The following is a 24,149-nucleotide window of genomic DNA, read 5'->3' as shown; positions in this document are numbered from 1 at the left end:
TTCCCGAGTTCCGCCTTCTTCGCCCGCGTCGCGGTTGCGAGGAAGACAGCCGCAATCGTCAGCACCACCGCGCCTGCGGCGGCCTGGTCGTGAGCGGCCAGCGAGTGGTCGAAGCCGACGACGGTCTGCTCCGCGCGCAGGAGGGTGTGATGGGGGTCGCCGACGAGAGGAACGAAGTAATCGACCACGTCGTTGAGCGTGTACCAGAACGCGGCGACGGCGATGGCCCAGATCGGAAAGCGGCTGTAACGGTAGATGAGGAAGGCTTCGACGGCCATCAGCGCGTGACTCCAGATCAGGAAGTGATACATCAGCGGGTTCAGGCCGCCCAGGCCGTTCACGACGAGCTGGACGTAAGGAGTCCACAGGCCCAGTTTGATACAGCCAAAAAAGGCGAGCACGTGGATCCACTCGGCCTGCCAGTCGAGCCGCCACGCGATCAGCGAGAGACCGATGAAGCCCGTCGCGACGGGACTGTCGGGGACGAACAGCCACATCTCGGGAGCGGTCATGGCGAACTGCACGTCGATGACGGGGGCCGAGAACGGCTGGATGCCGTAGTACCAGAATCCAAACGCCGTTCCGAGCAGGTTGACGACGGCGATGGGCCAGGCCAACCGCAGGGCGGCGTCCTCCATCCACGCGGGCAGGGGCGCGACGTACCGCGGCAGGGCCTCGCGCTCGGGCAGGTCGGCGTCGAAGTAGCGGGCGATGACGCCCTCCAACCGGCGACCCAGCCTGGTGACGACGGACATGTGAAGCCGGACGACCGACGACGGCAAAACGGTACCGGAGGCCGCCGGTATAGTAGTCCCGTTCTCCACGAAAGGACACGTGTTAAGTGCGTGAAAGTCATAGCACGCGCTATGTCAGAGGCGACTGATCTCGAAGAACTCCGTCGGGGGACCGAACTGGTCAAGCGCGGATTCGCGAAGATGCAGAAAGGTGGCGTCATCATGGACGTCATCAACCGCGAACAGGCTCGTATCGCCGAGGATGTAGGCGCTGTGGCGGTCATGTCACTGGAAGCCGTGCCGGCCGACATCCGCAAACGCGGTGGCGTGGCCCGCATGGCCGACCCCGTCGATGCCGAGGAGATTATCGACGAGGTGTCGATTCCGGCGATGGGCAAGTCCCGCATCGGACACACCAAGGAAGCCCAGATTCTCGAGGCGACCGGTGTCGACATGATCGACGAGTCGGAGGTCCTCACGCCGGCCGACGACCGCTACCACATCGACAAACGCGAGTTTACCACGCCGTTCGTCTGTGGTGCGCGCAACCTGCAGGAGGCGCTCCGGCGAATCAACGAGGGCGCGGCCATGATCCGGACAAAAGGCGAGGCCGGAACGGGCGACGTGAACCAGGCGGTTCACCACCAGCGCAACATCAAGAGCTCCATCCGGGAACTCGACGGAATGAGCCACGAGGAACGCGAGAAGTGGGCACGCGAACACGAGGCCCCCATCGACCTGGTCCACGAGACCGCTGAGATGGGCCGGCTTCCCGTGGTCAACTTCGCGGCCGGTGGCATCGCGACGCCTGCCGACGCCGCGCTCATGATGCATCACGGCTGTGACGGTATCTTCGTCGGCTCCGGTGTCTTCGGCGCGGAGGACCCCGTGGCGATGGGTACCGCTATCGTCGAGGCAGTCAACAACTGGGACGACCCCGAGCGGCTGGCCGAAATCTCCTCGAACATCGGTTCGGGTATGAAAGGTGACGCCAACGCCGACCTGCCCGAAGAAGAGAAACTGCAGGGTCGGGGCGTCTAACCTGCTATGAGTGACGACGCCGACCGAGCAGGAGCCGCGAACGACGGCGACACGGCCAGCCACGGGGACGACACCCCGGACCCGGCTGCCATCGCTGACGAGATACAGCGACCGGTTCTCCTGTTCGACGGCGTCTGTAACCTCTGTAACCGCTCGATCAGGCTGCTCGTCAACTTCGACGACGCCGGACGGTTCCGCTTTGCGCCACTTCAGTCGCCGATCGGTCGGGAGCTGCTGACCCGGTACGGGCTGGAGGCCGACTACTTCGAGTCTATCGTCCTCATAGACGGTGACGACTACTACACGAAATCCGAGGCCGCGCTCAGGGTCTGTCGGGAACTCGACGGCCCGCTCCCACTGCTGTACGCGCTCGTCGCCGTCCCCGAGGGACTCAGAAACAGGGTCTACGACTTCGTCGGCGACCACCGGTACCAGGTGTTCGGCAAAAAAGAGGAGTGTCCCGTCCCCGACGAGGAACTCCGCCGGCGGTTCGTCGAACGCTCGCTGGGCTGACCAGGTATCTGACTCGCGAGACACACGCGGCTTTTTTCTCTCGGTCCGCGTAAGCCGAACGTAGTGTTCGCGCGTTTCCCGCCTGTCGCCCAGTTCGGGTCCGTCCTGGGCCACCTGTCGTCGACAGAGGAGCGACTCCTCGCCAGTGCCGTCTTGGCGCTCACAGCCACCGCGCTCGCCGCGCTGGTCGCGCCGCTCTTGCTCCGGCAGTCCAGACGGCTCGTCGCCAGGCGGTACTTCGGCGGCGCCATCGACGACTTCGTTCGCCAGGTGAACGACCGATTCCCGGTGACGACGCCGATGACCCTCGTCCTCCGGTCCCTGCAGCTCGGCATCTGTCTCGTCACAGCCGTGACACTCCTGACGATCTGGAACCAGCAGTGGTTCATCCAGCAGTCGTACACGCTCGTGCAGTTCTCGCTGGCCGACGCACTCGCCTGGGTGTTCACTGGCCTGCTGGTCGTGGGTGCCTACGTCGGGATGGGGCTGCTCGAAAACGCGGTGTCCGCATTCGGTGTGGAGGCCGACCGGATGACCGCCCACCAGGAGCAGATCGTCACCCGGGTCGGACAGATCGGGCTGCTCGTCGTCGCCGGGTTCGTCCTACTTGGCTTCTGGGGCGTCGACCTCGGTGGGCTGCTGGTCGGGGCAGGGTTTCTCGGAATCGTCGTCGGACTGGCAGCCCGGCAGACGCTGGGTTCGCTGATAGCGGGGTTCGTGTTGATGCTCTCCCGGCCGTTCGAGATCGGCGACTGGGTCGAGGTCGGTGACAAAGAGGGCGTCGTCACCGACATCACCATCGTCAATACGCGACTCGAGAACTTCGACGGGGAGTTCGTGGTCATCCCGAACGACAGGGTTGCCGACCGGGCAATCACCAACCGGAGTCAGAAGGGCCGCCTCCGTCTGCGCGTCGACGTGGGCATCGACTACGACGCAGACCCGGCGACCGCCGCCGCGGTCGCGACCGAGGCCATCGAGACCGTCGATCACGTCGAAGAGACGCCGGAACCGAACGTCTTCCCCCGCGAGTTCGGTGACTCGGCGGTCGTCCTCGAGATGCGGTTCTGGATCGAACAGCCGACACCGCCCAAACGCTGGCGCGCCCAGGCCGAGGTCGTCCAGCGAGTCAAGACGGCCTTCGAGCGAAAGGGCATCGAGATTCCCTTCCCCCAACGAACGCTCTCCGGACGGACCCAAACCGGTAGACGCCGGTCCGACGACCGGCAGGCCGAGACGGCCCGGGCAGACGGCGCCGAACCCGACCGTTCCCGGGACTGACCTGTCGGCCACTAGCTCCCTCGCCGAACGGACGACCCGCTCGCTCTCCCGCGACATCTTAAATTGCCGGTCAAAACGTGCAAATAATTTTTATAGCTACTACGAAATAGACAGCTCAGTGAGCCGCGAAACCTGGGGGGTTGCGGGGCATATCGGACTATGAGCACGAAACTCACCTCGAAGTTCGGGCGGGACGAGCAGGTTGCAGCGGTGATCGGCGCACTAATCGCTGCGATTCCGGCGGGGCTGGTGATTCAGTACCTGCCTGGGCCTGACGGTAGCCTGACCCAGGGGTTCGAGTACTTCGCCTGGCTGGTCGGTGGCAGTGGGCTCGCCACCGGGTGGCTGGTCTGGACCGGGACCTGTGTTGCGTTCGCGCTGGGCTTCGGCGTCTTCCTCTCGCGGACCGTTCACAACTTCACGAATACGATCATCATGATGTCCCGGAACATCGGAGCTCTCCAGCGGATTCTGGTGCCGCTCCTGGAGCGCTCGGCACTCGGGGTCACCGCTGGGGGATTCGGACTGCTCTACGGCCACATTCTCGCATACGGCTTTTTCGGCTACGTCGTGCCGCTCGTGTTGCCGCTCATCGGGTACAACGCGGGCATCCCGCCGCTGGCCGACTTCTCGGTGATCTTCGCGTACCTGTTGTACGGGCAGGTGATGGGCGCCGTCTACGGCATCCTGCTCGAGGCCCACTGGTTTAGGCCGGCCGCGACCGCGGACGAACAGAATGCGGCGGTCGTGGGCGCTGTCGGGGGTTGCGTCGCCGGCGTCGGCGTCCTCTCCCTGCTGGACGGGTCGTCGGCGCTCGCCGAAATCGCGGCGCTGGTCGGGAGCCAGTCCCCGGCACTCGGGGCCGGGCTGTTCGTCGTTGCCGGCGTCGTGTTCGGCCTGTTGTTTGCGGTCGTCCTCTCGCGGACGATCAACGACTTCACGAACACGGTCATCATGTTCTCGCGGCGCTCGGCGCTCACGCGGAGCCTGCTCGTGCCGCTGTTGACGCGCGGGGCGCTCACTTTCACCGCCGGCAGTATGGGACTGGTTTACGGGACCACCCTCGGCGTGGCTGTTCTCGCGCTGGGCGCGGCCGGTGTCGGCCCGACTCTCGGCCTCGCGGGACTGGTTTCGCTCGCTGTCTACGGGCAGGTTCTCGGCAACGGGTACGGCCTGGTGATGGAGAAAGTCGACGCATCCGCGTTCGTTCCCGACGAGGCGGTTCGTGCCGGTGTCGTCGCCTCCCTCGGTGCTGGCCTGCTTAGCGGTGCCTTCGTCGCCCTCGCTGTCGGCCTGGACCTGTTTTCGGCCCTGGCGGCGACCCTCGGTGCGACCGGTGCCTCTACCGGCTTCGGGGTGTGGATGGCTATGTCGGTCGTGCTGGGGCTGGCCTTCGTCGCCTACGTCTCACGGACGGTCAACGACTTCACGAACACGGTCATCATGTTCTCGCGGCGCTCGACGCTCACGCAGAAGCTGCTGGTGCCGCTGTTGACGCGGGCTGCTCTCGCGGTCACCGCCGGGAGTCTGGGGCTCGGCTTCGGCCTCCTCGCCGGTATCGCCTTCTTTGGCGGCTCGCTGCTCGGCGTCCTCCCCGCGACCGGGCCGCTGATCGTCGTCGCCTTCGTTCTCTACGGCCAGACCCTCGGGACCGGTTACGGCATGATTCTGGGCGACGTGAACGTCGGCCGTCCCTCCCTGGGCGGCGATGAGCGGGCCGCTGAGGACGAGGAGCGAACGGGCGCACGGCCCGGCGCGTTCGCCCGGTGGCGGTCCCGACGCCCCTTTGCCGGGGGAACGCTGCTGGTACTCGGCGGGATGATCATCGCCGCCATCCCGATCCGGCTCCAGATGATATCCGCGACGCAGGGGCCGTCATACTCGGCGCTTGGCATCGTCTTCGCGGCCATGGTCGTCGCCTGTGGTGTGTTCGCCATCGTGAAACCACAGCTCTCGACGCTGATCGGCGTCACCGGCATCGCCATGTCGATCTTTTCGCTGATCGGCGCGTTCGGCGGCCTCGTCATCGGGATGCTGGTCGGCATCGTCGGCGGTAGTCTCTGTGTCGCCTGGCAGGAACCCGGCCTGGAGGAGACGGAAGCCACTACCGGCGAGGAGCGCTTCCGCTGGATCAACGAGAGCGAACGGCAGCGCTGGTGACACACCCTCTCTCAGAATAGCGTCGCGCCGTCACCGATCTCGGTCTGGTAGACGCGGGCCTCGACGCCGACCGAACTGAACTCGTCGATCATGGCCGTCCCGACGGCCCGTCGGTTCCGCTCCTCACAGGCGGCGATCACGGTCGGACCAGCACCGCTTATCGTGACACCGGTCGCACCCGCGTCGAAGGCGGCGTCCCGGACCTGACTGTACCCGTCGATCAACCCGGCGCGAGCGGGGGTGACGACGGTGTCGTTCATTCCCTCGCCGACGAGGGTCGGGTCGTCGCGGTGCATCCCGGTCGTCAGCGTTGCGGCCCAGCCGACCGTCTCGACCAACTGCTCGACCCGGGCCGACTCGGGGACGACTCGGCGTGCGTCACGCGTCGAGACGACGATATCCGGGAGGCAGGCCACCAGCGGGATGTCGGCGTCGACTTTTCTCACGCCGTCGTTGGTGGCGATGGTGAATCCGCCCATGATCGACGGTGCCACGTTGTCGTCGTGCGCGTCGCCGGAGACGACGGCCTCCCCTTTGGCGGCGACCGGGACCAGTTCCTCGCGGGTGTAATCGCGGTCGTACAGTTCGTTCAAGCCGACTGCGGCCGCGGCGGCGCTGGCGGCCGACGACCCCAGCCCCGAGGCCGGGCGCACCCCTTTGTCGATCACGATGCGAGCAGGGGCATCGAGCGCCTCGGCGACGGCCCCGACGGTGTTTTTGTCTGGGTCTTCGGGAATGTACTGGCTGCCGACGCCGGTGACCTCGATGCTGGTCTCGTCGGCCTTCTCGACGCGAACCACGTCCGCCGGGCGGTCCAAGGCGACTCCGAACACGTCGAAACCGCTCCCGAGATTCGCGCTCGTGGCCGGCGCCCGGACGGTGAGCATGCACGTGGATTCCGTCAGGGCCGGCAAAAAGGTAGCGGACTCCGGGTTTTTCGCCGTGTCACCTAATTCGAGGCGGAGGCCCCACCCTCACGTAGTCGTCCGAGAATCGAAGATTCTCGTGATCCCGAAAATCGGAGACTTTCGGACGACGCCGGGCTTCCGGCCCCGGCGGAAGCACGAGCGAGTAGGGTGGGGAGGACAGCGCGGAACGAAGTTCCGCGGGCCGTGCGAACGGCAAAGCCGTGAGCAGAAGCCGACCCGGTATCAACCAGCCGCCAACCTGTTGCCTGCTAACTCCCAATTAGTAAATAACTACAGGCAGACATATGAATATATCGTGGAGTACCGTCGAACCGCCGTTATCAAGCTCGACACGCCCGAAGGCGCGGATACACACCTGCGGGAGACTATCGAGCAATTCAAATACTGTTCCAACACCGCGAGCGAGTGGTGCTGGCACGGGCGTCACCAAATTCCGGAGGAATCTGGTTGCCAACCAGAAACGCGCCGCGTTTCTGGTGACGACGACGGCTACCACGTCACATCGAAGGCGAAGGCCGAGGATGCACTGTACGACCAGCTACGCGAGGACACGGAGTTGACCGCGAATCTCGTCCAGAAAGGGATTCATCAGGCCGTCGAAGCCATCAAGAGCGGCGTCGAACGACTCAAAAACGACCAAGATACGTCCCGTCCGACGTTCTCGGCAGATACCGCTATCTACGACAAGCGAAGCGCCACGTTCCACCGTGACCACGTTTCGCTGTCAACACCGGACGGGCGCATCGAGTGCGACTACATTCTTCCCGACGTACCGCCGACGAACCGCCGACGAAGTACGTCGCCAACGAGGACTACGAGTTTCGGCGGGCGACACTCCATCGACGTGACGGCGACTGGTATCTCCATGCGTCGATGCTCAAAGAGGGCGACGACACCGACACCACCACCGGGCACAGAACAGTCCTCGGTGTGGACCTCGGTGTGAACCAACTCGCGGTCGCTTCGACCGGACGGTTCTGGTCGGCAGACGAGTTTAACCACTGGAAGCGAGAGTACGAACAACGGCGTGGCGACCTTCAGCAGTGTGGGACACGGGCGGCACACGACGCGATAGCAGGCGTCGAGCGGAAAGAGGACGGACGCTTCGAAATATTCCTGCATCGTGTCGCCAACGAGATTGTGGCCGAAGCCGTCGAACACGACTGTTCGCATATCGTGTTCGAGGACTTGACAGACATTCGTGAGAACGTGCCACAGGCGTCGTGGCACCATCTGTGGGCGTTCCGTCGCCTCTACGAGTACGTCGCCTCCAAAGCCAGCGAGCAGGGCGTCGAAGCCGTCCAAGTGGACCCACGGAACACGTCAAAGCGGTGTTCGACCTGTGGGTTTACCCACGACGACAACCGCCACGGCGAGGACTTCGAGTGTCTGGATTGCGGCTACCAGAACCACGCCGACTACAACGCCGCCAAGAACATCGGCCTTCAGTATCTCCGGCGTCCTCAGAAATCTTCGATTTCTGATGTGCGAACGAGACGCGAAGCGTCTCGTCAACGTCGGCAAAACGCAGACGACGGAGGCGCACCTGTAGACGTGTGCTTGAATCGCGGGACGTTGAACGTGAGTGGAGAGTACGACCTTCCCGCCGTTGATGCGGCGTAGAACGGGAGTCCACGCGAAAGCCCTACCCGCAACGAGCGAGCGGGGCGATTGCCCCCGAGCGAAGTAGGGTAGGGTAGTTTACAAACTACAGAACTGGATGAGTTCGTCAGCCACCACGTCCGGCCGCTCCTGGTGCAGGAAGTGTCCGGCGTCCCGAATCCGGACGACACGGGCGTCGGCGTCGAACGCCCCTGCCGCGTTCTCGAACAACTCTGGCCCGATACAGCCGTCGTCGGCTCCGGCAATCACCAGCCCGGGGACGTCGATCGGTGAGGCATCGTCGGGGTCGGGCCGCCCGTTCCGCAGTAGATCCGACGCCAGCGGGTTGACGAACTGGCGGTAGTACTGCAGCGACGCGTCGGCAGTGTCGCCGGTCCGGAAGGTCTGTTTGACCGATTCGATCCGCTCGTCAGCGTAGTCCCAGTCCGGGCTCCAGAGGTTCCACAGGAGCTCGATCATGGCGAAGTCTTCGCGCCGGAGCGTCCGCTCGGCGAGGCCGGGCAACTGGAAGAACCAGACGTACCAGCTCCGCAGGAACTGCCGGGGGTGGGTCCAGATTTCCGCGCCGAATCGCGGTGGCACGGCCATCGTCACCAGTTTCGAGAACCGGTCGGGGTCGATTCGGGCCGCGCTGTAGCCTGCCACCGCGCCCCAGTCGTGGCCCACGAGGACCGCGTCGTCGTACCCGTCGGTCTCGACCAGTCTGTCGGCCAGCGCGACCGCGTCGGCTCCCAGCGCGCGGGCGCTGTAGTCCGAATCCGGTGCCTCACCGGTCGGCCCGTAGCCGCGCAGGTACGGCGCGACGGCGGTAAAGCCGGCGTCGGCGAGTCGCTTCGCAAGCGGGTCCATCGACCCCGCGTCGTCGGGGAAGCCGTGGAGACAGAGCGCCAGTCGGTCGCCGTCACCGTGCTCGCGCACCACGAAGTCGAGTCCGTTCGCCTCGACGGTCCGCTCGTCGTCGGTCATACCCGGTCGGTCGCAGGCCGGACACTTACCGACACCGGACGGACCGGTTACTGTCCCCCAGTCGTGCCGGAGCCGCCCAGGGCCTGGCCGGTCCCGCTGACGGTCACGACACGGCCGTCCTGGGACGCCGAGCGGTCCGTCGCGTCGACGGAGAAGTCGCTGTCACGCGCCCACTGTTCCACCTCGTCGACGTTCACGTCGCTCTCGCTCCTGAAGAGGTGTGCGCTCATTATCTCCTGGTCGCCGCCCTCGATTCGACCGCTGATGGCCCAGCCGACGACGTTTTCGATACTGCCGGCGAAGAATCGAATAAACTCGCCCGTGCCGCCGATGGCGATCACCGCGTCGTCGTAGACGTGTTCGTCTAGCGTCGAGTAGTCGTCGCTACTGTCGACGTACCGGTTCCCGTCCCCGGATTTCGTGTCGACGATGGTCTCGATGGCGCTCCGTCGGTCGTACCCCTCGGCCTCCTGGGCGGTCGCGTACACCACCGCACCGTCTGTGACACCCACGGTCCGTTCCTCGTCCGAGTACAGGGTGTAGTCATCATAACCACCGTCCTCGCTGAACCCGCTGTCCGACAGCGACGACCCCGCGTCGCCGCCGTCGAAACTCCCGGTGGCGTGTCCCCCGACGGCGAGGATCTCCAGGCTGGCGTCCGTGCTGTCGAAGTCGACGCCCATGTCGGCGAACGGGAATGAACCCACGTCATCCTCGTACGTGGCGGTGCCGTTTTCGAGACTGTCCTCGTTCTCCCGCAGGAGGTTGTAATCACTGTATGTGAACAGGTACCCCTCGTCGGTCCCCGACACGTCACCCGGCGCGAACAGCGCGTCGTTGTACGGGAGCGTCTTCCCGCTCCCGCCGAGAAACGGAATGGCGCTACAACCAGCGACACCGCCGACGGCCCCGACGCTCGCGGTCGCTGCGCCCAATCGTAACGCACGTCGTCGCGAAAACTCTCGTCCCATATCAGCGGACACAGACACGCGACCGAAATAGTGCTTTCCCGTCCGTCTGGCATGTGTTGTCAGTCCACACTCGGATTTTTGTCCAGGGCGCCCGGACGCGTTCACATGACAGTTATCGGATTTCTGAGTGTCGCCCCGGTCATCGAAGGGAGTATGGCGAGCGAGGTCGCGAAGGCCGTCGACGCGCTCGACGAGTTCGACGTGGCCTACGAGACGACGCCGATGGGTACGACCATCGAGGCCGGCGGAACCGAGGAGTTGTTCGCGGCTGCACAGGCCGCTCACGAGGCCGTCGACGCCGACCGGGTGAGTACGGTGCTGAAAATCGACGACAAGCGGACCCGTGAGGAGCCGGCCAGCGAGAAGGTCGCGGATGTCGAGGCGGCGCTGGGCAGACCGGCTCGTAACGGCGGGGACCCGGACGTCTAAAGGGGGCCGCACCGAAGCGAGGGTATGGAGAGCCTGAACCGCATGGCGACGGATCTCGTCGACGAGGCAATCGACTTCGCCGACGAACTGAACGTCGCCGTCACCCGTCTCGACAACGAGGCGACGGTACTGGATTTCGGGGTGGATATCCCGGGCGGCCTGGAGGCCGGCCTGCTGCTGACCGAGATCGCTACGGCCGGCCTCTCGACCGTCGGAACGACCGTCGATACGGTCGCGGACGCCCCCCTGACACACGTCGAACTGTCGACCGACCACCCGGCGCTGGCGCTGTTATGCGGACAGAAGGCCGGCTGGGAACTCTCGCTCGAGGACTTCGAGGGACTAGGTGGGGGACCGGCCCGCGCACTGGTCGCAGAGGAGGACGTCTTCCAGCGGGTCGGCTACCGCGACGAGTTCGACTTCGCCGTGCTGTCCGTCGAGGGCGAGCAGGTTCCCGACGAGTCGGTCGCCGACCACGTCGCCGAGGTCGCGGGCGTCCCCGAGAGCGGGGTCTTTCTGCCCGCTTTTTCGAGTGCGAGCATCACGGGTAGCGTCTCGATGGCCGCTCGCGCCGCCGAACTCGCCGTCTTCCGTCTCACGGAACTGGGATACGACCCGCTCGACGTCCTCTCGGTGTCTGCTACCGCTCCCGTCGCGCCCGTCGGCGACAGCGAGGAGACCGCTATCGCCCGCACCAACGACGCACTGGCTTACGGTGGTCGCGCCCACCTGATCGTTGACCGCGAGTTCGACCGCTTCGAGGAGGTTCCCTCTAGCGCGACCGCGGAGTACGACCGGCCGTTCGCCGAAATCTTCGCCGAGGCCGACTGGGACTTCTACGACGTGCCCGAGTCGGTTTTTGCACCCGCGCAGGTCACCGTCGACGTGGTCGACGGTCCAACACACGTGCTGGGCGAGCCGAACCACGACCTGCTGGCCGAGAGCTTCGGCCTCTGATGCGGTTCAAGACCGCTCCTGGGCCGGTGGACTCGGACCTGCTGGCCGCCGTTCACGGAGCGATCCCGCTGGTCCCCGGCTCCGTCGACGACTGCTGTGCGCGCATTCGGAATCGGACTGTGGTCGAGTCCCGTGCGGACGCCGAGACTTGGCTCACGTTCTGTCGAGCCCTGCGCCTGGCGACCCGAACCGACCGAGGGTACGAGCGACGACGCCGTGAGCACACGGACCCGGCAGTCGCAAACGCGTTCACCGAGCGAGTGTTCGGTGTCGCGGAACTGCTCGATACGGTCGAAACAACCGAGAGTCCGCTGTCGACCGGGACGGCCTTCGACGCGATTCACACGGCAGTGCCGAACTGGGAGCGTAACCGCCACGCCGACTGGGAAGCGGTCTGGACCGACCGGACACGCCGCCTGCTCGACTGGAGCGTCGTGTTCGGACACGTCGTGCGGACCGACGACGAGTACCGACCGGCCTGAACGCGTGGGCCCGGAGCACCCGCGGCGATCGGCAGGAACCGCCACGGGCCGAACCCTTTAATCGCCGGACCGCGAACCCGAGATTGATGGACGACTGGCCGCTCGACGCGGTGTTTCTGGACCTCGATGGGACGCTCTGTGAGTACCGGCGGTCCCGTGCGGAGTTGCTCGCGACCGCCTTCGACGAACTGGGCGTCGACCGCTTTTTTACTCCGGCGGAGTACCGAAACAAGCTGTTCATGCAGGTCGTCACCGACGAGACGCGCGCCGAGCGTCGCGAGATGGCTTTCGCCGCCCTCGCAGAGGAATCGGGCCGGGACCCCGCCGTTGGCCGTCGGCTCGCGGCCCTCTACGCCTCGATGCGGGACCACAGCGACGTGGAACCGCTCCCGGGCGCGCTGGCGGCGCTCGACTCGCTCGGCGAGGCCTACGACCTCGCACTCGTCGCCAACGGTGGCCCCGAGACCCAGGACCCGAAACTCGACGCCCTCGGCATCCGCGACGTCTTCGACGTGATCGTCTACGGCGGGTACGACACCGCGCCCAAACCCGAACCCGGCCCGTTTCACGAGGCGCTGTACGCGCTGGACACCGCCCCCCGTCGCGCCGTCCACGTCGGCGACACCGTCCACAAGGACGTGCGTGGGGCCGACGGCGCGGGTATCCAGGCCGCACTCCTCACCGACGGCTCCGAACCTACCAGCACCCCGGACTACGTCCTCTCATCGATGGCCGACCTCGAAAACCCGCCCTGGGAGGACGACTGAGACCTGGCCACGCGACCAGCCGCTCGACACTCACGAGGACGTGACAGACGCTATCGACTGTGCGCTGACCCGGCAGCCGAACAGCAACAAAGCGACCGCGAAACTGTCTTGCGCGACGCCCGGCGTCGTTCCGGGTGTGTTCTCGTCGAGTTCGCCGCGCTCACCCGGCGTCACTCCACTGGCCTCACGTCGGTCACGGTCCCGACGCCCTTCGAGCGCCCTTCGCGGAAGACGAACCGCTGGCCCTCCTCGACGTAGTAGGGGTGGAATTTGAAGCGGACGCGCGTCTCGCCGGAGTCGCCGGGGAGCAACTGGCCGCCTTCGGGGTAGAACGCGGCGGCCTCGCTGACGGTCTCGATGTGGACGACCGGTTCGTAGCCCTCGCCGATCCGGGTCGGGTGGTTCAGCACCATGACCTCGGCCTCGAACTCCCGGACTGGCTCGGGGTCGGCCTCGCGGGGGACCAGCACCATCCCACGGTCGATGTCGACCTCCGCGATGCCCTTCAGTGCGATGCCGACGATCCGGCCGGCCTGTGCCTCGTCGACGCGGTGGTAGTGCATCTCGATGGACCGGACCTCCACCTCGCGGAACGTGCCGTCCTGCATCGGCCCGATCAGGAGTTCGTCGCCGGCCTCGACGGTCCCGGAGCGGATGGTACCGGACGCGACCGCACCGACGCCGGTCACGTTGTACGTCCGGTCGACGTACATGGTGAAGCCCTCGCCGGCGCGGTCACTGCCGGCAGTCTTGGGCAGGCGCTTGAACAACTCGTCCAGCTGGCCGAGTCCGTCCATCGTGACCGCGCTGGTCGTGAGAACGGGGACCACGGTTTCGCTGATCTCCTCCATGGCGGCATCGACACCGTGGCGCTCGACACGCAGCGGTGTCTTCCCGACTTCCCGAAGCAGGCGCTCGACCTCGCGTTCGACCTCGCGGAGTCGCTCCTCGTCGACGAGGTCCGCCTTCGTGATAGCGACCATCGTCGGGAGGTCCGTCGCGAGCAGGATACCCAGGTGTTCGCGGGTGGTCTTGGTCGGCCCGTCGTCCGCCGCCACGGTCAACAGCCCGTAGTCGAGTTTCTGCCCGACCAGGCCGCGAATCGTCGTGCGGAGCCACGGCTCGTGGCCCACGGTGTCGACGAAGCTCACGAGACGGTCGGCCTCCTCGACGACGCGTGCGCGGTCGGACTTTCGGTGTGGGTTGTCCATCCGGACCGGCCCGTCGTCGTCGAAGCCGTACACGCCGTAGGACAGGTCCGCCGAGAGACCCCGCTCGACCTCGTGGGGCTGGACGTCCAGGAAAGATCGGGTGCCGCCCTCGCCGTCGTCGGCGTCGCCGGTAACCAACGAGCCGACCAGCGTGCTCTTGCCGTGGTCGACGTGGCCGGCGGTCCCGACGACGATATGCTCGTCGTCGGACATTACCGCACCCTCACGAACGGTGGCAACGCCGACGATACCGTCCGTGCCGGAGGCCCCCTTCGTGGCGGTATCGCCGTCGACGCCCCACGTCTCAACGTCGTCGATGTGTGCGCCGGCCTCCTCGGCCAGCAGGGAGAGGACGTCCATCGACTCGGAGAACGTTTCGGGGCCGATGCCGGCCAAGCTGCCGTCGTCGGTGACGCCGACGACGTAGGTAGCCTCACCGTCGCCCGAGAGGACGCGGTGGCGTAACTGTGCCGCGAGGCTCTCGAACCGTCCCTCCGTCGCGTGGAGGTCCTTCGTGAGCCGCTCTTTGAACTCGACGCTGCCGCCCTCCTGTTCGCCGCGCTCGATGGCGCGTTCGAGGACGGCCCGGTCGGGGCTCATACGCTCTGGTTAGGGGACCATTATTAAAAGCCTTCTCGGAATGTGTGTGCTGTTAGCACAGTTCATATAAATAGGGGTCGGAATATCGCCTGACTACCTTGTCTCGGTCCGGTCGACTGCCTCCAGAAAGCCGTCGGCGTAGCTGGCTTCGGTCACTTCGTCGGCCGCCGCGAGGGCGCTGTCGTCGGCGTTTGCGACGGCAACGGAGCGGCCCGCGGTCTCGAAGGTCGCCACGTCGTTTTCGGAGTCGCCGACGGCGACGAACGCCTCCGGGTCGACGCCGAGCGTGTGGGCGACGGCTTCCAGTCCGTTGCCCTTGTCCACGTCGGGCGTCTTGACGTGGTATGCGAAGCCGGTATCGACGACTTCGAGACCGTGGTCGGCCGCAATCCGTTCGAGAGGGTCGAGTGGCTGGTCGAGCGCGACGGCGATCTCGGTCTCGCGCCAGCGGTTGACGAAGTCGGGTTCATCCCAGCCCAACCCGTAGCCGGCGGCTTCGTATTCCTCGGCAACGGCCCAGGCGCTGTCGGGGTCGCCGGTGAAGACGATCTCCTCGCCCGCGACGGCGACGACGCCGCCGTTCTCGGCGATCACGGTGATCGGAATCCCGAGAAATTCACACAGCGCGACGGGGTAGGGGAAGGCCTTCCCGGTCGCCACGACCACGTGGTCGTCCCACTCCTGCAGGACGCTCATCACCCGCGGGTCGATGGCCCGGTTCGGCCCCGTCAGCGTCCCGTCGATGTCGACGGCCAGCGGCGGCGTCACGGCGCAACCCTCCCAGTCGTCTCGCTCGTCGCGTGCATGCCACAGCGTAGTGGCTCGTATATGATAAGTGACCGCGGTCCCACTCGTGGATATGGACGCCCCATCCGTCGACGGTTGTCCCGACACGTACTTCGTCGACAACGAGATGTTTGGTACGCCGAAGATGCTGGCGACCTACCTGCTCGACGCCGCGAAACCGGCGATTCTGGACGCGGGCACGGTGTCAGGCGCGGAGCGAATTCTCGCGGCCATGGAAACCGTCGGCATCGACCCCGCCGCCGTCGAACACGTCGTCGTCAGTCACGTCCACCTCGACCACGCCGCCGGCACTGCCCGCCTGCTGGAAGCCTGTGCGAACGCCACTGCCGTTGTCCACGAGCGCGGCCTCCCCTATCTCACCGACGCCGAGCGACTGGACCGGCTGGTCGAGAGCGTCGAGGCCGCCATCGGCATGGAAGCCCCCTACGGCGACCCCGAACTGGTCCCCGAGGACCGCTGTCGCGCCGTCTCGGGCGGGGAAGTCCTCGACCTGGGGGACCGCGGACTGGAACTCTACGACGCGCCGGGGCACGCGCCCCACCACTACGTGGCGCTGGAACCCGACAGCGGAACCCTGTTCGGGGCCGACGCCGTCGGGGCGTTCGACCCACGTTCGGACACGGTGGCCCCCACGACCCCGCCGCCGAGTTTCGACCTGGAGGCCAATCTGGATACTGTCGACCGCCTGCTCGACTTGGAGCCGTCGCGGACGCTGTACAGCCACTTTGGCCCCGGCGAACTCGGCGAAGCGGTGGCGGAGCTGCGCGCTTACGCCGAACTCCTCCCGGAGTTCGTCGACGCAGTCGAGACGGCAAGGGCAGCGACCGACGACTTGGGCGCGACGCTTGAGGAGTTACGCCCGGAGTGGGAGAGCCCGACGCTGCGGCGGGACGTGGTCGGCGTCTGCCGGTATCTCGACGGCACAGACTACGTCAACCGCTCGTAGGCCTGGTTGACCTTCTTGAACCGCTCCTCGTCGCCGCTGTCGGTGTCGGGGTGGACCTCCTTGACCTTCTGCCGGTACGCCCGCTTGACCTCGGACTCGTCGGCGTCGTCGTCTAGCCCGAGGATTCGGTAGGCCTCGGCTCTGCTCGGCCCCTCGCTCGCCGAGGGTGCGCGTCGTCGGCGCCGGTGCCGTTGTTGCCGTTGCTGGCCCGCACGCTGGCGTCCCTGCCCGCCGCCGCCCGGTGCAGTCCACTCCTCGCGTGGCCCGGCACCGAACCCGCCGGTTTCGCGATTCCGGGAACGCTCCCGTCCGCCGTTCTGTCTGGCTTGGTCCTCGACCGACCGGTAGATTTTAGCCGCGAGACGGCCGCTGGCCTGGTACCACATGAAGTAGGCGGCAGCACCGAGACCGGCCGCTACGGCGAGAATCGCGAGGTTGTAGACGAACGCGAGGAGGGTCAACACTCCTGCACACCCCGCCAGCGCGACCGCGATGCCCGTGATGAGCCGGTCGTGATCCACACTCGGCGGTTCGTCCCGCACCCTCGTAAGCCTCTCGACTGCGGCCCTGACTGCCGTCAGCGCACCGTGCAGCCCACGGAGGGTTCAAATGGCTGGCCGTGCTACAGTTTCGTATGAGCGTCTCTGGAAACTGCGAAGTCTGTGCGACCGGCGGCGTCAGCCACACCTGTTCGCGGTGTGCCCAGTTAGTCTGTGAGAAGCACTTCGACGACGAGACCGACCTCTGCGTGGAGTGTCTCTCCGCTGTCGGCGGCGGCCCCGGCGGCGAACGGCAACCACAGAACACACCCGACGGCGTCGACACCTACCGGTTTTGAGCGACAGCGCCTCGACTCCGGTCACCGGCGGGCTCTGGAAACTTCGGCCGCGATGGACCGATTCTCGACGAGCCCGTGGGAGGCCGCTGTCCCTGTCCGATTCCGCCGACCGTCGCGCCGTCGTGGCCGACGGCAGTGCGTAATCCCCGACCACTCACGGTAATCGCAACGCTTTCTGTTCTTTCGGCTATCACGTCTACTGTGCACTCCGATCGACCCGTCGAGCAGTCGTGGCCAAGCCGTGCCGCCCTCGCTGCCGCGCTGGGCCTGTACGCCGGCTCCGTCGTCGTTCTCTGGTTCGTCGCGTCGACCGACAGGGTCGCACCGGTTGAGGCGGCCCTCGTGCCCGCCGGGGCCGTGGTCGTGGGTGCCGCCGTCGTCGCGGTGACTGTCCCCGACCTCGCCGTGGTACTGGCCCGGACCCGCCTCCACTACACGCTGTTTTCGGTTCCCGCCATCGTCTTCCTGACACACGCCTGGGCGGCGTACGTCACCGTCGGGCCCGAACCGTCTGTCACGATGTCGTCGCTGGCACTCGGAGCGACCGCCGGGCTCCTCGCTGTCGTCGTCGTGACAATCGACAACCGTGTCTTGACGGACTGGATGGCGGACGGTCGGGAGCCGACAGTTACCTGGCGTGCGCGACGCTCCTGGCGTGTTACCCGTCGACAGCTGTCGCTGTGCGCCCTCGCCGTCGCCCCGATCGTCGCCGGGGCATTCGCTGGCCTCCTCACCGCGGACGCAGTCGTTTTAGTCGTCTGGACGACACTCTCCGGTCTCCTCACCGCCCAGTTCCTCGCGGACCGAACGCCCCGCACGTTCGAACTCTACCCCGACGGACTGTTGATCGATCCCGACGACTCTCCGACGACCGTTCCGTGGTCGCACCTGTCGGGATACAGTCGTACCGACGACGTTCTCGTCCTCCACCGCCGCCTCAGAGAGCCGATCCGCTGTTCCCGTGGCGATATCGAGGAGCTCGACACCGTCGTTCAGGCGCTGGACTGCTGGCTCCCGCGTCGCGACACGACAGGACGTCGTCCGTAGTTAACGGAACTGATTGAGCCGCTGTTTCAGCTGTTTGGCGGCCTGCCCGCTGGCCTTGTGGAAGTCCTCGCCCGTGCCTCGCGGGTCACTTCGCTCCCCGCCCGCCCCGCCATCCTCTCCCGCAAAGATAATGCCGCGAGAGGAGTTGACCAGGCCGACTCCATCGGCGAGCCCGTGTTCGACGGCGGCTTTGGCGTCGCCGCCCTGTGCGCCCACGCCGGGAACCAGGAATGGGATGTCGGGGACGACTCTGCGGATCGCTTCGAGCTCTTCTGGCTGGGTCGCGCCGACGACGAGGCCGACGTTGCCGTTGCGGTTCCAGGTGTCGGCCAGCGCGGCCACGCGCTCGTAAACAGGCTCGCCGGAGGCGAGTTCGAGGCTCTGGACGTCCGCGCCACCGGGGTTGGAGGTGCGACAGAGTAGGAACACACCTGCATCGGCGCGTTCGAGGAACGGTTCCAGCGAGTCCCGGCCCATGTACGGGTTGGCAGTGATGGCGTCGGCCGAATCGAGCAGATCGGCGTACCGGCGGGCGGTGTTCCCGATGTCGCCCCGCTTGGCGTCGAGCAGGACTGGTACGCCCTTTCCGTGGGCGTAGGCGATAGTCTCCTGTAACGCGGCCCAGCCGTCGCGGTCCTCGTAGAAGGCCGCGTTGGGCTTGTAGCAGGCGGCGTGTTCGTGTGTGGCGTCAATAATCCGACGGTTGAACGCCCACCGCGGGAGGTCCTTGTCGAGCAACTGCTCGGGAAGCCGGTCCACGTCGGCGTCGAGTCCGACGGAGACGACGCTATCGACCGTGTCGATGCGGTCGGCCAGTCGGTCGAAAAATGTCATACTGGGCGCTGGCCCGGCACTCACTACAAGCTTCCTATCGACGGGTCCGCTCGTCTCGTCCGCTCGCTGTCCCGTGAGCGAAACGAGCGATGGCTCTCGCTATGCCTCGCTGGCGTTGTAGACGACCCGCACGGACGTCGAGACCGACACGTCGCCGGTCTCGATTGCCGTTCCGCCGCCACCAGCCTGCACTCGCTCGGCGTCGTAAACAACGGGGCGGTAGTTGCTGCTCGTCGCGTCGACGCTGGCGACACCGGTCACCGACAGCGAGCCCGCACTGGCGAGCGTGTCGGCCTGTCCACGCGCGTCGTTCATCGCGCTTTCCAGCGCTTGGTCCCGGAGGTCTTTGCGGGTATCCGCCGCCAGCGTGAACTGGATGGACTCGACTTCGGCGCCCGCGCCGGCCGCTGCGTCGACGACAGCGCCCGCGCGGTCGGTGTCGGCGAGCGTCACCTCGAAGGTGTGAGCGCCCCGCAGGTCGGGACCGCTCTGGTCACGTTCTCCCGGCGGGGCGCGCCGCCGGGGCTCCTCGATGCTGTAACCGACGGTCTCGATGTCATCCTCGGCGACGCCGGCATCGGAGAGCGCGCTCCGCAGGTCGCTGGCACCGCTTGACAGTTCCGACCGGATCGCGGCCGGGTCGTCACCCTCGGCCGTCACGGCAAAGCGGAGGACGGCTTGGTCGGGTCGTGCGCTGGCCGACCCCTCGCCGGCGACGGTGACCGTCTGGCTGCTCCCGCCGTCGGCGGCGGTCTGTGTTGGTTGTGTGCCGGTTCCGTTTAGCGCGAAAACCGTGCCCGCCGCACCGACCGTCAGGACAACGGCGGCGGCGAGCGCCAGGGCGATCGTCTTTCGCATGCAACTGTCGGTTCGTCGGACCGGTATGAATACTCGCTGGAGAGTCAAACACCGATTTGACTCTTTGGGAACACTCAAATCCGACGGGCCACTAGAAGGGAGCGAATGTCGTCGTTCGACGCTGTCGTGTTCGATCTGGACTACACGCTAGCGGTCACCGACCGCGACCGTCAGGCGCTACTTGACGACGCGACCGAGCGGGCCGGCGCTCACGACATCGAACGCGCGGCCTATCTTGACGCCCACGGCACGGTCGCGGCGACCGAGACCCGCGCCCCGATATTCGAGCGCCTGGTGACCGACGACACCGACCCCGACGAACTGGCGATGGCCTACCGACTGGCCATCGAGGACGCACTCGTTCCCGTCGATGGCGTGCCGGGCCTGCTCGCCGACCTGCACGAATCCTACCGGGTCGGGCTGCTGACAGACGGTCCGATAGCCGCCCAACGGGACAAACTCCGGACGCTGGACTGGGCGGGCCTGTTCGATGCTGTCGTCATCACCGGCTCGCTCCCGACCGGAAAGCCCGACGAACGAGCCTTCGCGGCGGTCTGTGACGACCTGGACGTCGACCGCGCCGGGACGGTGTACGTCGGCGACCGTCCGGCGGTCGACGTGGAGGGCGCTGCCGACGCCGGCCTCGCCACCGTGCAGGTGCTGTATCCCGGCGGTCCCGAGTCACACGCGGCGGCCGACGCCGTCGTCGACCGCGACGAACTGGTCGCCCGACTCCCCGAGATTCTTCCGACCCTCTGATTCAGGACTCGGCGTCAGCGGCCGCGACGAGGACGTCCACGGCCGCCTTCACCGCTGCCCCGGACTCGACGAACACGAGCGTCTGTGGCGGCTCGACAGCTTTCGGTCGCACTCGGAGACCTGCGGCGGCGGCGGCCTCGGCCCCGGCGTCCACGCCGGTCCCGAGTTCTAGATAGGCCCGCTCGGGCTGGACGGCCACGTCGGCGACGCGCTCGCCGTCGTGGTCGACCCCGTAGGCGAAGGCACCGTCCGCGGTGGGTTCGACATCTGGTTCGGCGTCGGCGACTCCCATCGCGGCCAGCAGGCCGGTCTCTCGTCCCGTAATCTCCGACGCAAGTAGTTGCGCGATACGCGTCCCGTCCGTAATTCTGTCTTCGACCATCAGAGGTCACCCAGTGCTCGCTTGGCGGCGTCCCGCACGTCCAGTCCTTCCCGTTTGGCGTAGACCACTGCCGCGGCCTCGACGGTCACCCCGAGGTCCGCCTGCAGGGAGTTGATCTCGGCGACGGCCGCCTGTTTCTCCGTGCCGGCCGCCACCAGCGCGTCGAGGACTCGCTCGAACGTCGAGCGCTGCTGGAGAATCGACTCGTCGGGGACGAACCCCTCGGGCACGTCGACGCCGTCTGGATCGAACTCGGCTTCGACCTCGCCCTCGGTGCGAGTGACCAGGCCCTCGCCGGCGGCCACGTCGAGCAGACGTTTTGCCTGGTCGGGCGTGAACCAGTCCCGGTCCAGCGAGAGGGCGACGACGAACTCACTTTCCCCCATCGTGGCGCGGCCCTCCTGGCGGAACGGGGCGGCGACGGCCGTCCGGAGACTCATCGTTGCCTCTGGCGACCGGAACTAACCTAAACCCATCGGAACCCGATCCGGAGTTCCGTGGACGAAGCAGGTCGGTAGCCGGGGCGCGGGCGAACGGCCACGAGCCGGTACGCCGAGTGGGAAACGCTAATCGGGCCGCCGACACAGTTCCAGTATATGGATCAGGCAAACGATGCGTCAGGAGACGTGACGGGACTGTCACTGTCGGAGGCCGCAGCGCAGGTCGCGGCCCGCGACGACCGCCCGGACGAGGAGACGGTTCGGACAGTGCTCGCGGAAGTCGCGTTCGACCGCATCGTCTCCGAGGACCGGATTACGGAACTCGAATCCGATACGTCGATGGCCGTCTCGAACGCCGAGGGCCGAGCGGAGTTCGCCGCTATGCGGGTCGACGAGGTCGAGGAGGCGGCAACCGATGCGCCCGACCTCGAAACCGTGTCGGCGCGGCTGGACGCGTTCGATGCCCGCGCCGACTCCATCGAGTCGCGGGCGAGAGACCTGGCCGACCGGCTCCACGACCTCGTCCATCGACGCGAGTACAGCGACTCCGTCTACGAGTACGTCCGCGACCTGCGGGACCTCGGCACCGACGCCGACGCGGCTCACGGGGACGCACAGCGACTCGCGACCGACGCCGACGAGTTCGAGCGCTGGCTCGACAGTCACGCGACCCGAATCACCGGTCTGTCGACCGACGTGGCGGCAATCGAGTCTACGTTCGACGACCTCGAAACGGCCGCCGACCGCCTCGCCAACCCCGAAGCGATAGGGGAGGACGAACCCGACCCGGCCACACAGTGGTTCGCACTGACCCAGCGACAGCGGGTGAACGAACTCGTCGTCGCGGACGCCCGTGTGGAACTGGCCGACGTTCGGACCTGGGCCGAGCGGGCGGGCGACGACACGACCGACCTCGACGACCTTGGCGAGCGACTGGCAGACCTCGAACTCCGACGGGAACAATTCGGTGACCGACTCGACGACTTGGCCCGGCCCGACTGGCGCGAGCAGTACGACGAGGTGATTTCGGCGGTCGACGACACCCTCGCGGCGTTCGAACCGCCCGTCAACTTCGGTGCCGTACAGGCCGCGCTCGACGACCTCGGGCCCGCCTGAGCAGGTACGGAGCATCCCGACCGGTGGCGGCCACGGCATTGGCGAGTCGAGAGGTTCAAGTGGGCGCCTGCGAATCCTGAAATATGAAAGATCAGGGACGTTCCCCGCGCAAACGGACCGGCGGCCGACTGCGACCGAACCACAAGAAGAAGAAACACGAACTCGGCGGCGAACCGACCGAGACACAGGTCGGCGACGGGAAACTGAAGTTCGTCGAGAAGCGCGGCAACACCGAGAAGGTGCAGGCTATCGAGGCCGATACTGCGAGCATCGCGACCGACGGTGACGTCGTCGCCGCCGACATCGAGAACGTCGAGGCGAACGACGCGAACCCCAACTACGCGCGACGGAACATCATCACCAAAGGCGCGATTCTGGAAACAAGCGAGGGTCGCGTCCGCGTCACGTCCCGTCCCGGCCAGGACGGCCAGGTCAACGGCGTCCTCGTCGACGAGTAACGTCTCAGGGCCGCGGTGCGGCTTTTTGTAGCGCGCTTTCGGCGATGTTCCCACCGTAGTCAGCGGTTCTGGAGAGTGAGTCCACCACCAGGCCCAGTACCTGTGCGGTCTGTGAGTCCAGTTGGTGGATGCGGTCGTCGATGTCCCGGGCGCTATCGTCGATAGGCCGGATGCGCGAGCGAGCCTCCGTCGCTAGCCGGGTGGCCTCCTCGGCGTCGTCCTCCAGCAGGGCATTCATCGCGGCTTCTGGGACCGCCAGTGCCTCCTCGCGGAGTTCGCACAGTCCGTCGGCAATCTCCGCCGATACATCGTCGACTTCTATCGACAACCGGGCGATCTTCGAGGCGTGGTCTGCGATGCGCTCCAGTTGCCGGGCGCTGGACTGGTAGTCGAAACAGGTCTCTCGGGGCAGCCCGATCTGGGAGGCCGCCGTCGGGTCCCGCAGGACCGAGCGAAACACCCGAGAGATCATGTACCAGAGCCGGTCCACGTCGTCGTCGCGTTCGCGCACGTCGTACGCCAGGTCCTCGTCGTTCTCGACGAGGGCATCGACCGCGTCGGACAGCATCGTCAGCGCGACCAACCGCATGCGAGTGATGGCGTTGTGAACCGACAGCTCCGAGGAGTCAAGCAGGTCCTGCAGGACGACCCGCTCGCTGGTCTCTTCGATAGTCTCCAAGCCGACGAGCCCCTGCGTGGCCTGCCGGATGGTCCGTCGCTGCTCTGCGCTGACTCGCGGTGTTTCCAGTCTGATGATGTCGAAGCCGCTGACGTACATCGTCATGACAGCGCGCGTGAGTTGGTCGCCCTCTAGCCCACTCACGTCGAGGGTGCCCTCCGTGCGCTCCTCGTCTCGCTTCGGCGAGAGGAGGAGAGAGTCGTCCTCTGCGTGAAATTCGACGACGCTGCCCGCACTCACGTCGTTTGCTGTCGCCCAGTCCTTCGGGAGCGACACGGTGTACGTCGACCCGCCCGTGACCTGCACCTTGCGCGTCTCCAT

At 66.5% G+C, this 24,149-nt stretch carries 26 protein-coding genes and 1 pseudogene; 15 read left to right on the top strand and 12 right to left on the bottom strand.

From position 1 onward, the window contains the following. Positions 1-755: DUF1405 domain-containing protein (locus Q0964_RS17015; RefSeq protein WP_299270046.1), on the bottom strand; the 755-nt coding region annotated here is incomplete at its 3' end. Between the two features lie 111 nt (positions 756-866). On the opposite strand from Q0964_RS17015, the gene pdxS reads away from it, so the two are divergent. From pdxS to Q0964_RS16995, 4 genes are all read left to right on the top strand, one after another. Next, positions 867-1,775 (top strand): pyridoxal 5'-phosphate synthase lyase subunit PdxS, encoded by a 909-nt coding sequence (pdxS, locus tag Q0964_RS17010; protein ID WP_299270044.1) that lies wholly within the window; start codon positions 867-869, stop codon positions 1,773-1,775. A gap of 6 nt (positions 1,776-1,781) precedes the next feature. Further along, positions 1,782-2,288, top strand: a complete 507-nt coding sequence (locus Q0964_RS17005; RefSeq protein ID WP_299270042.1) for a thiol-disulfide oxidoreductase DCC family protein — start codon at positions 1,782-1,784, stop codon at positions 2,286-2,288. A gap of 63 nt (positions 2,289-2,351) precedes the next feature. Further along, positions 2,352-3,569, top strand: a complete 1,218-nt coding sequence (locus Q0964_RS17000; protein WP_299270040.1) for a mechanosensitive ion channel family protein — start codon at positions 2,352-2,354, stop codon at positions 3,567-3,569. Positions 3,570-3,728: 159 nt separating this feature from the next. Beyond that, a complete protein-coding gene (locus Q0964_RS16995) occupies positions 3,729-5,729 on the top strand; it encodes a DUF6114 domain-containing protein (protein WP_299270037.1) in 2,001 nt (666 codons plus the stop codon). Between the two features lie 11 nt (positions 5,730-5,740). On the opposite strand, the gene Q0964_RS16990 is transcribed toward Q0964_RS16995, so the two are convergent. Next, positions 5,741-6,616, bottom strand: a complete 876-nt coding sequence (locus Q0964_RS16990) for a homoserine kinase (RefSeq protein ID WP_299270035.1) — start codon at positions 6,614-6,616, stop codon at positions 5,741-5,743. A gap of 337 nt (positions 6,617-6,953) precedes the next feature. On the opposite strand from Q0964_RS16990, the pseudogene Q0964_RS16985 reads away from it, so the two are divergent. After that, positions 6,954-8,281, top strand: a pseudogene (locus Q0964_RS16985) (RNA-guided endonuclease InsQ/TnpB family protein). 78 nt (positions 8,282-8,359) lie between these two features. Here the strand turns inward: Q0964_RS16985 and Q0964_RS16980 are convergent. Both Q0964_RS16980 and Q0964_RS16975 read right to left on the bottom strand, forming a co-directional pair. Next, the gene (locus Q0964_RS16980; protein WP_299270032.1) at positions 8,360-9,247 is read right to left on the bottom strand and encodes an alpha/beta fold hydrolase; all 888 of its coding nucleotides are present in this window, start codon (positions 9,245-9,247) and stop codon (positions 8,360-8,362) included. A 47-nt stretch (positions 9,248-9,294) separates the two neighbouring features. After that, positions 9,295-10,218 (bottom strand): hypothetical protein, encoded by a 924-nt coding sequence (locus Q0964_RS16975; protein ID WP_299270030.1) that lies wholly within the window; start codon positions 10,216-10,218, stop codon positions 9,295-9,297. A gap of 105 nt (positions 10,219-10,323) precedes the next feature. Here Q0964_RS16975 and Q0964_RS16970 point away from each other — a divergent pair, with 105 nt between their 5' ends. From Q0964_RS16970 to Q0964_RS16955, 4 genes are all read left to right on the top strand, one after another. Further along, the gene (locus Q0964_RS16970) at positions 10,324-10,647 is read left to right on the top strand and encodes a thiamine-binding protein (RefSeq protein WP_299270027.1); all 324 of its coding nucleotides are present in this window, start codon (positions 10,324-10,326) and stop codon (positions 10,645-10,647) included. Between the two features lie 24 nt (positions 10,648-10,671). Further along, on the top strand, positions 10,672-11,604 hold the full coding sequence (gene mch / locus Q0964_RS16965; protein WP_299270024.1) for a methenyltetrahydromethanopterin cyclohydrolase: 933 nt from the start codon (positions 10,672-10,674) through the stop codon (positions 11,602-11,604). Next, positions 11,604-12,086: a double winged helix-containing putative transcriptional regulator gene (locus tag Q0964_RS16960; protein ID WP_299270021.1), complete on the top strand. Its 483-nt coding sequence runs from the start codon at positions 11,604-11,606 to the stop codon at positions 12,084-12,086. Before mch ends, Q0964_RS16960 begins: the two co-directional genes overlap by 1 nt. A gap of 86 nt (positions 12,087-12,172) precedes the next feature. Next, the gene (locus Q0964_RS16955; protein WP_299270018.1) at positions 12,173-12,853 is read left to right on the top strand and encodes an HAD family hydrolase; all 681 of its coding nucleotides are present in this window, start codon (positions 12,173-12,175) and stop codon (positions 12,851-12,853) included. A gap of 170 nt (positions 12,854-13,023) precedes the next feature. On the opposite strand, the gene Q0964_RS16950 is transcribed toward Q0964_RS16955, so the two are convergent. After that, the gene (locus Q0964_RS16950) at positions 13,024-14,664 is read right to left on the bottom strand and encodes a GTPBP1 family GTP-binding protein (protein WP_299270015.1); all 1,641 of its coding nucleotides are present in this window, start codon (positions 14,662-14,664) and stop codon (positions 13,024-13,026) included. Between the two features lie 93 nt (positions 14,665-14,757). Then, entirely contained in the window at positions 14,758-15,432 is a 675-nt protein-coding gene (locus Q0964_RS16945; protein WP_299270012.1) for a phosphoglycolate phosphatase, read from the bottom strand. Between the two features lie 91 nt (positions 15,433-15,523). Here Q0964_RS16945 and Q0964_RS16940 point away from each other — a divergent pair, with 91 nt between their 5' ends. After that, positions 15,524-16,417, top strand: coding sequence for an MBL fold metallo-hydrolase (locus tag Q0964_RS16940; RefSeq protein WP_299270009.1), 894 nt, complete (start codon positions 15,524-15,526; stop codon positions 16,415-16,417). Here Q0964_RS16940 and Q0964_RS16935 read toward each other — a convergent pair. Continuing rightward, the gene (locus Q0964_RS16935) at positions 16,399-16,938 is read right to left on the bottom strand and encodes a J domain-containing protein (protein ID WP_299270006.1); all 540 of its coding nucleotides are present in this window, start codon (positions 16,936-16,938) and stop codon (positions 16,399-16,401) included. The genes Q0964_RS16940 and Q0964_RS16935 overlap by 19 nt on opposite strands. A gap of 113 nt (positions 16,939-17,051) precedes the next feature. Between Q0964_RS16935 and Q0964_RS16930 the strand changes: the two genes are divergently transcribed. Both Q0964_RS16930 and Q0964_RS16925 read left to right on the top strand, forming a co-directional pair. After that, positions 17,052-17,255 carry a hypothetical protein gene (locus Q0964_RS16930; RefSeq protein WP_299270002.1) on the top strand — a complete coding sequence of 68 codons (204 nt, stop codon included), beginning with the start codon at positions 17,052-17,054 and terminating at the stop codon, positions 17,253-17,255. A 201-nt stretch (positions 17,256-17,456) separates the two neighbouring features. Beyond that, on the top strand, positions 17,457-18,302 hold the full coding sequence (locus Q0964_RS16925; protein ID WP_299270001.1) for a hypothetical protein: 846 nt from the start codon (positions 17,457-17,459) through the stop codon (positions 18,300-18,302). Here Q0964_RS16925 and pyrF read toward each other — a convergent pair whose 3' ends face one another. Together pyrF and Q0964_RS16915 are read right to left on the bottom strand one after the other, a co-directional pair. Beyond that, positions 18,303-19,136, bottom strand: coding sequence for an orotidine-5'-phosphate decarboxylase (gene pyrF, locus Q0964_RS16920; RefSeq protein WP_299269998.1), 834 nt, complete (start codon positions 19,134-19,136; stop codon positions 18,303-18,305). It lies immediately after the preceding gene. Between the two features lie 99 nt (positions 19,137-19,235). Further along, a complete protein-coding gene (locus Q0964_RS16915; protein ID WP_299269996.1) occupies positions 19,236-19,994 on the bottom strand; it encodes an SIMPL domain-containing protein in 759 nt (252 codons plus the stop codon). 105 nt (positions 19,995-20,099) lie between these two features. Between Q0964_RS16915 and Q0964_RS16910 the strand changes: the two genes are divergently transcribed. Beyond that, positions 20,100-20,753, top strand: coding sequence for an HAD family hydrolase (locus Q0964_RS16910; protein ID WP_299269994.1), 654 nt, complete (start codon positions 20,100-20,102; stop codon positions 20,751-20,753). 1 nt (position 20,754) lies between these two features. Here the strand turns inward: Q0964_RS16910 and Q0964_RS16905 are convergent, their stop codons facing one another. Next, positions 20,755-21,135 carry a DUF7993 family protein gene (locus Q0964_RS16905; RefSeq protein ID WP_299269991.1) on the bottom strand — a complete coding sequence of 127 codons (381 nt, stop codon included), beginning with the start codon at positions 21,133-21,135 and terminating at the stop codon, positions 20,755-20,757. Beyond that, positions 21,135-21,575, bottom strand: coding sequence for a DUF2240 family protein (locus Q0964_RS16900; protein WP_299269989.1), 441 nt, complete (start codon positions 21,573-21,575; stop codon positions 21,135-21,137). Before Q0964_RS16900 ends, Q0964_RS16905 begins: the two co-directional genes overlap by 1 nt. A 156-nt stretch (positions 21,576-21,731) precedes the next feature. Between Q0964_RS16900 and Q0964_RS16895 the strand changes: the two genes are divergently transcribed. Both Q0964_RS16895 and Q0964_RS16890 read left to right on the top strand, forming a co-directional pair. Then, positions 21,732-22,691, top strand: coding sequence for a hypothetical protein (locus Q0964_RS16895; RefSeq protein ID WP_299269986.1), 960 nt, complete (start codon positions 21,732-21,734; stop codon positions 22,689-22,691). An 83-nt stretch (positions 22,692-22,774) separates the two neighbouring features. Then, entirely contained in the window at positions 22,775-23,149 is a 375-nt protein-coding gene (locus Q0964_RS16890; protein ID WP_299269983.1) for a 30S ribosomal protein S8e, read from the top strand. A 4-nt stretch (positions 23,150-23,153) separates the two neighbouring features. On the opposite strand, the gene Q0964_RS16885 is transcribed toward Q0964_RS16890, so the two are convergent. Then, the gene (locus Q0964_RS16885; RefSeq protein ID WP_299269980.1) at positions 23,154-24,149 is read right to left on the bottom strand and encodes a phosphate signaling complex PhoU family protein; all 996 of its coding nucleotides are present in this window, start codon (positions 24,147-24,149) and stop codon (positions 23,154-23,156) included.

It is taken from the genome of Halorientalis sp. (assembly GCF_028275115.1).
GTDB lineage: Archaea > Halobacteriota > Halobacteria > Halobacteriales > Haloarculaceae > Halorientalis.
The sequence above is the reverse complement of the archived record's forward strand: the minus strand, read 5'-3'. Positions and strand labels throughout refer to the sequence as shown.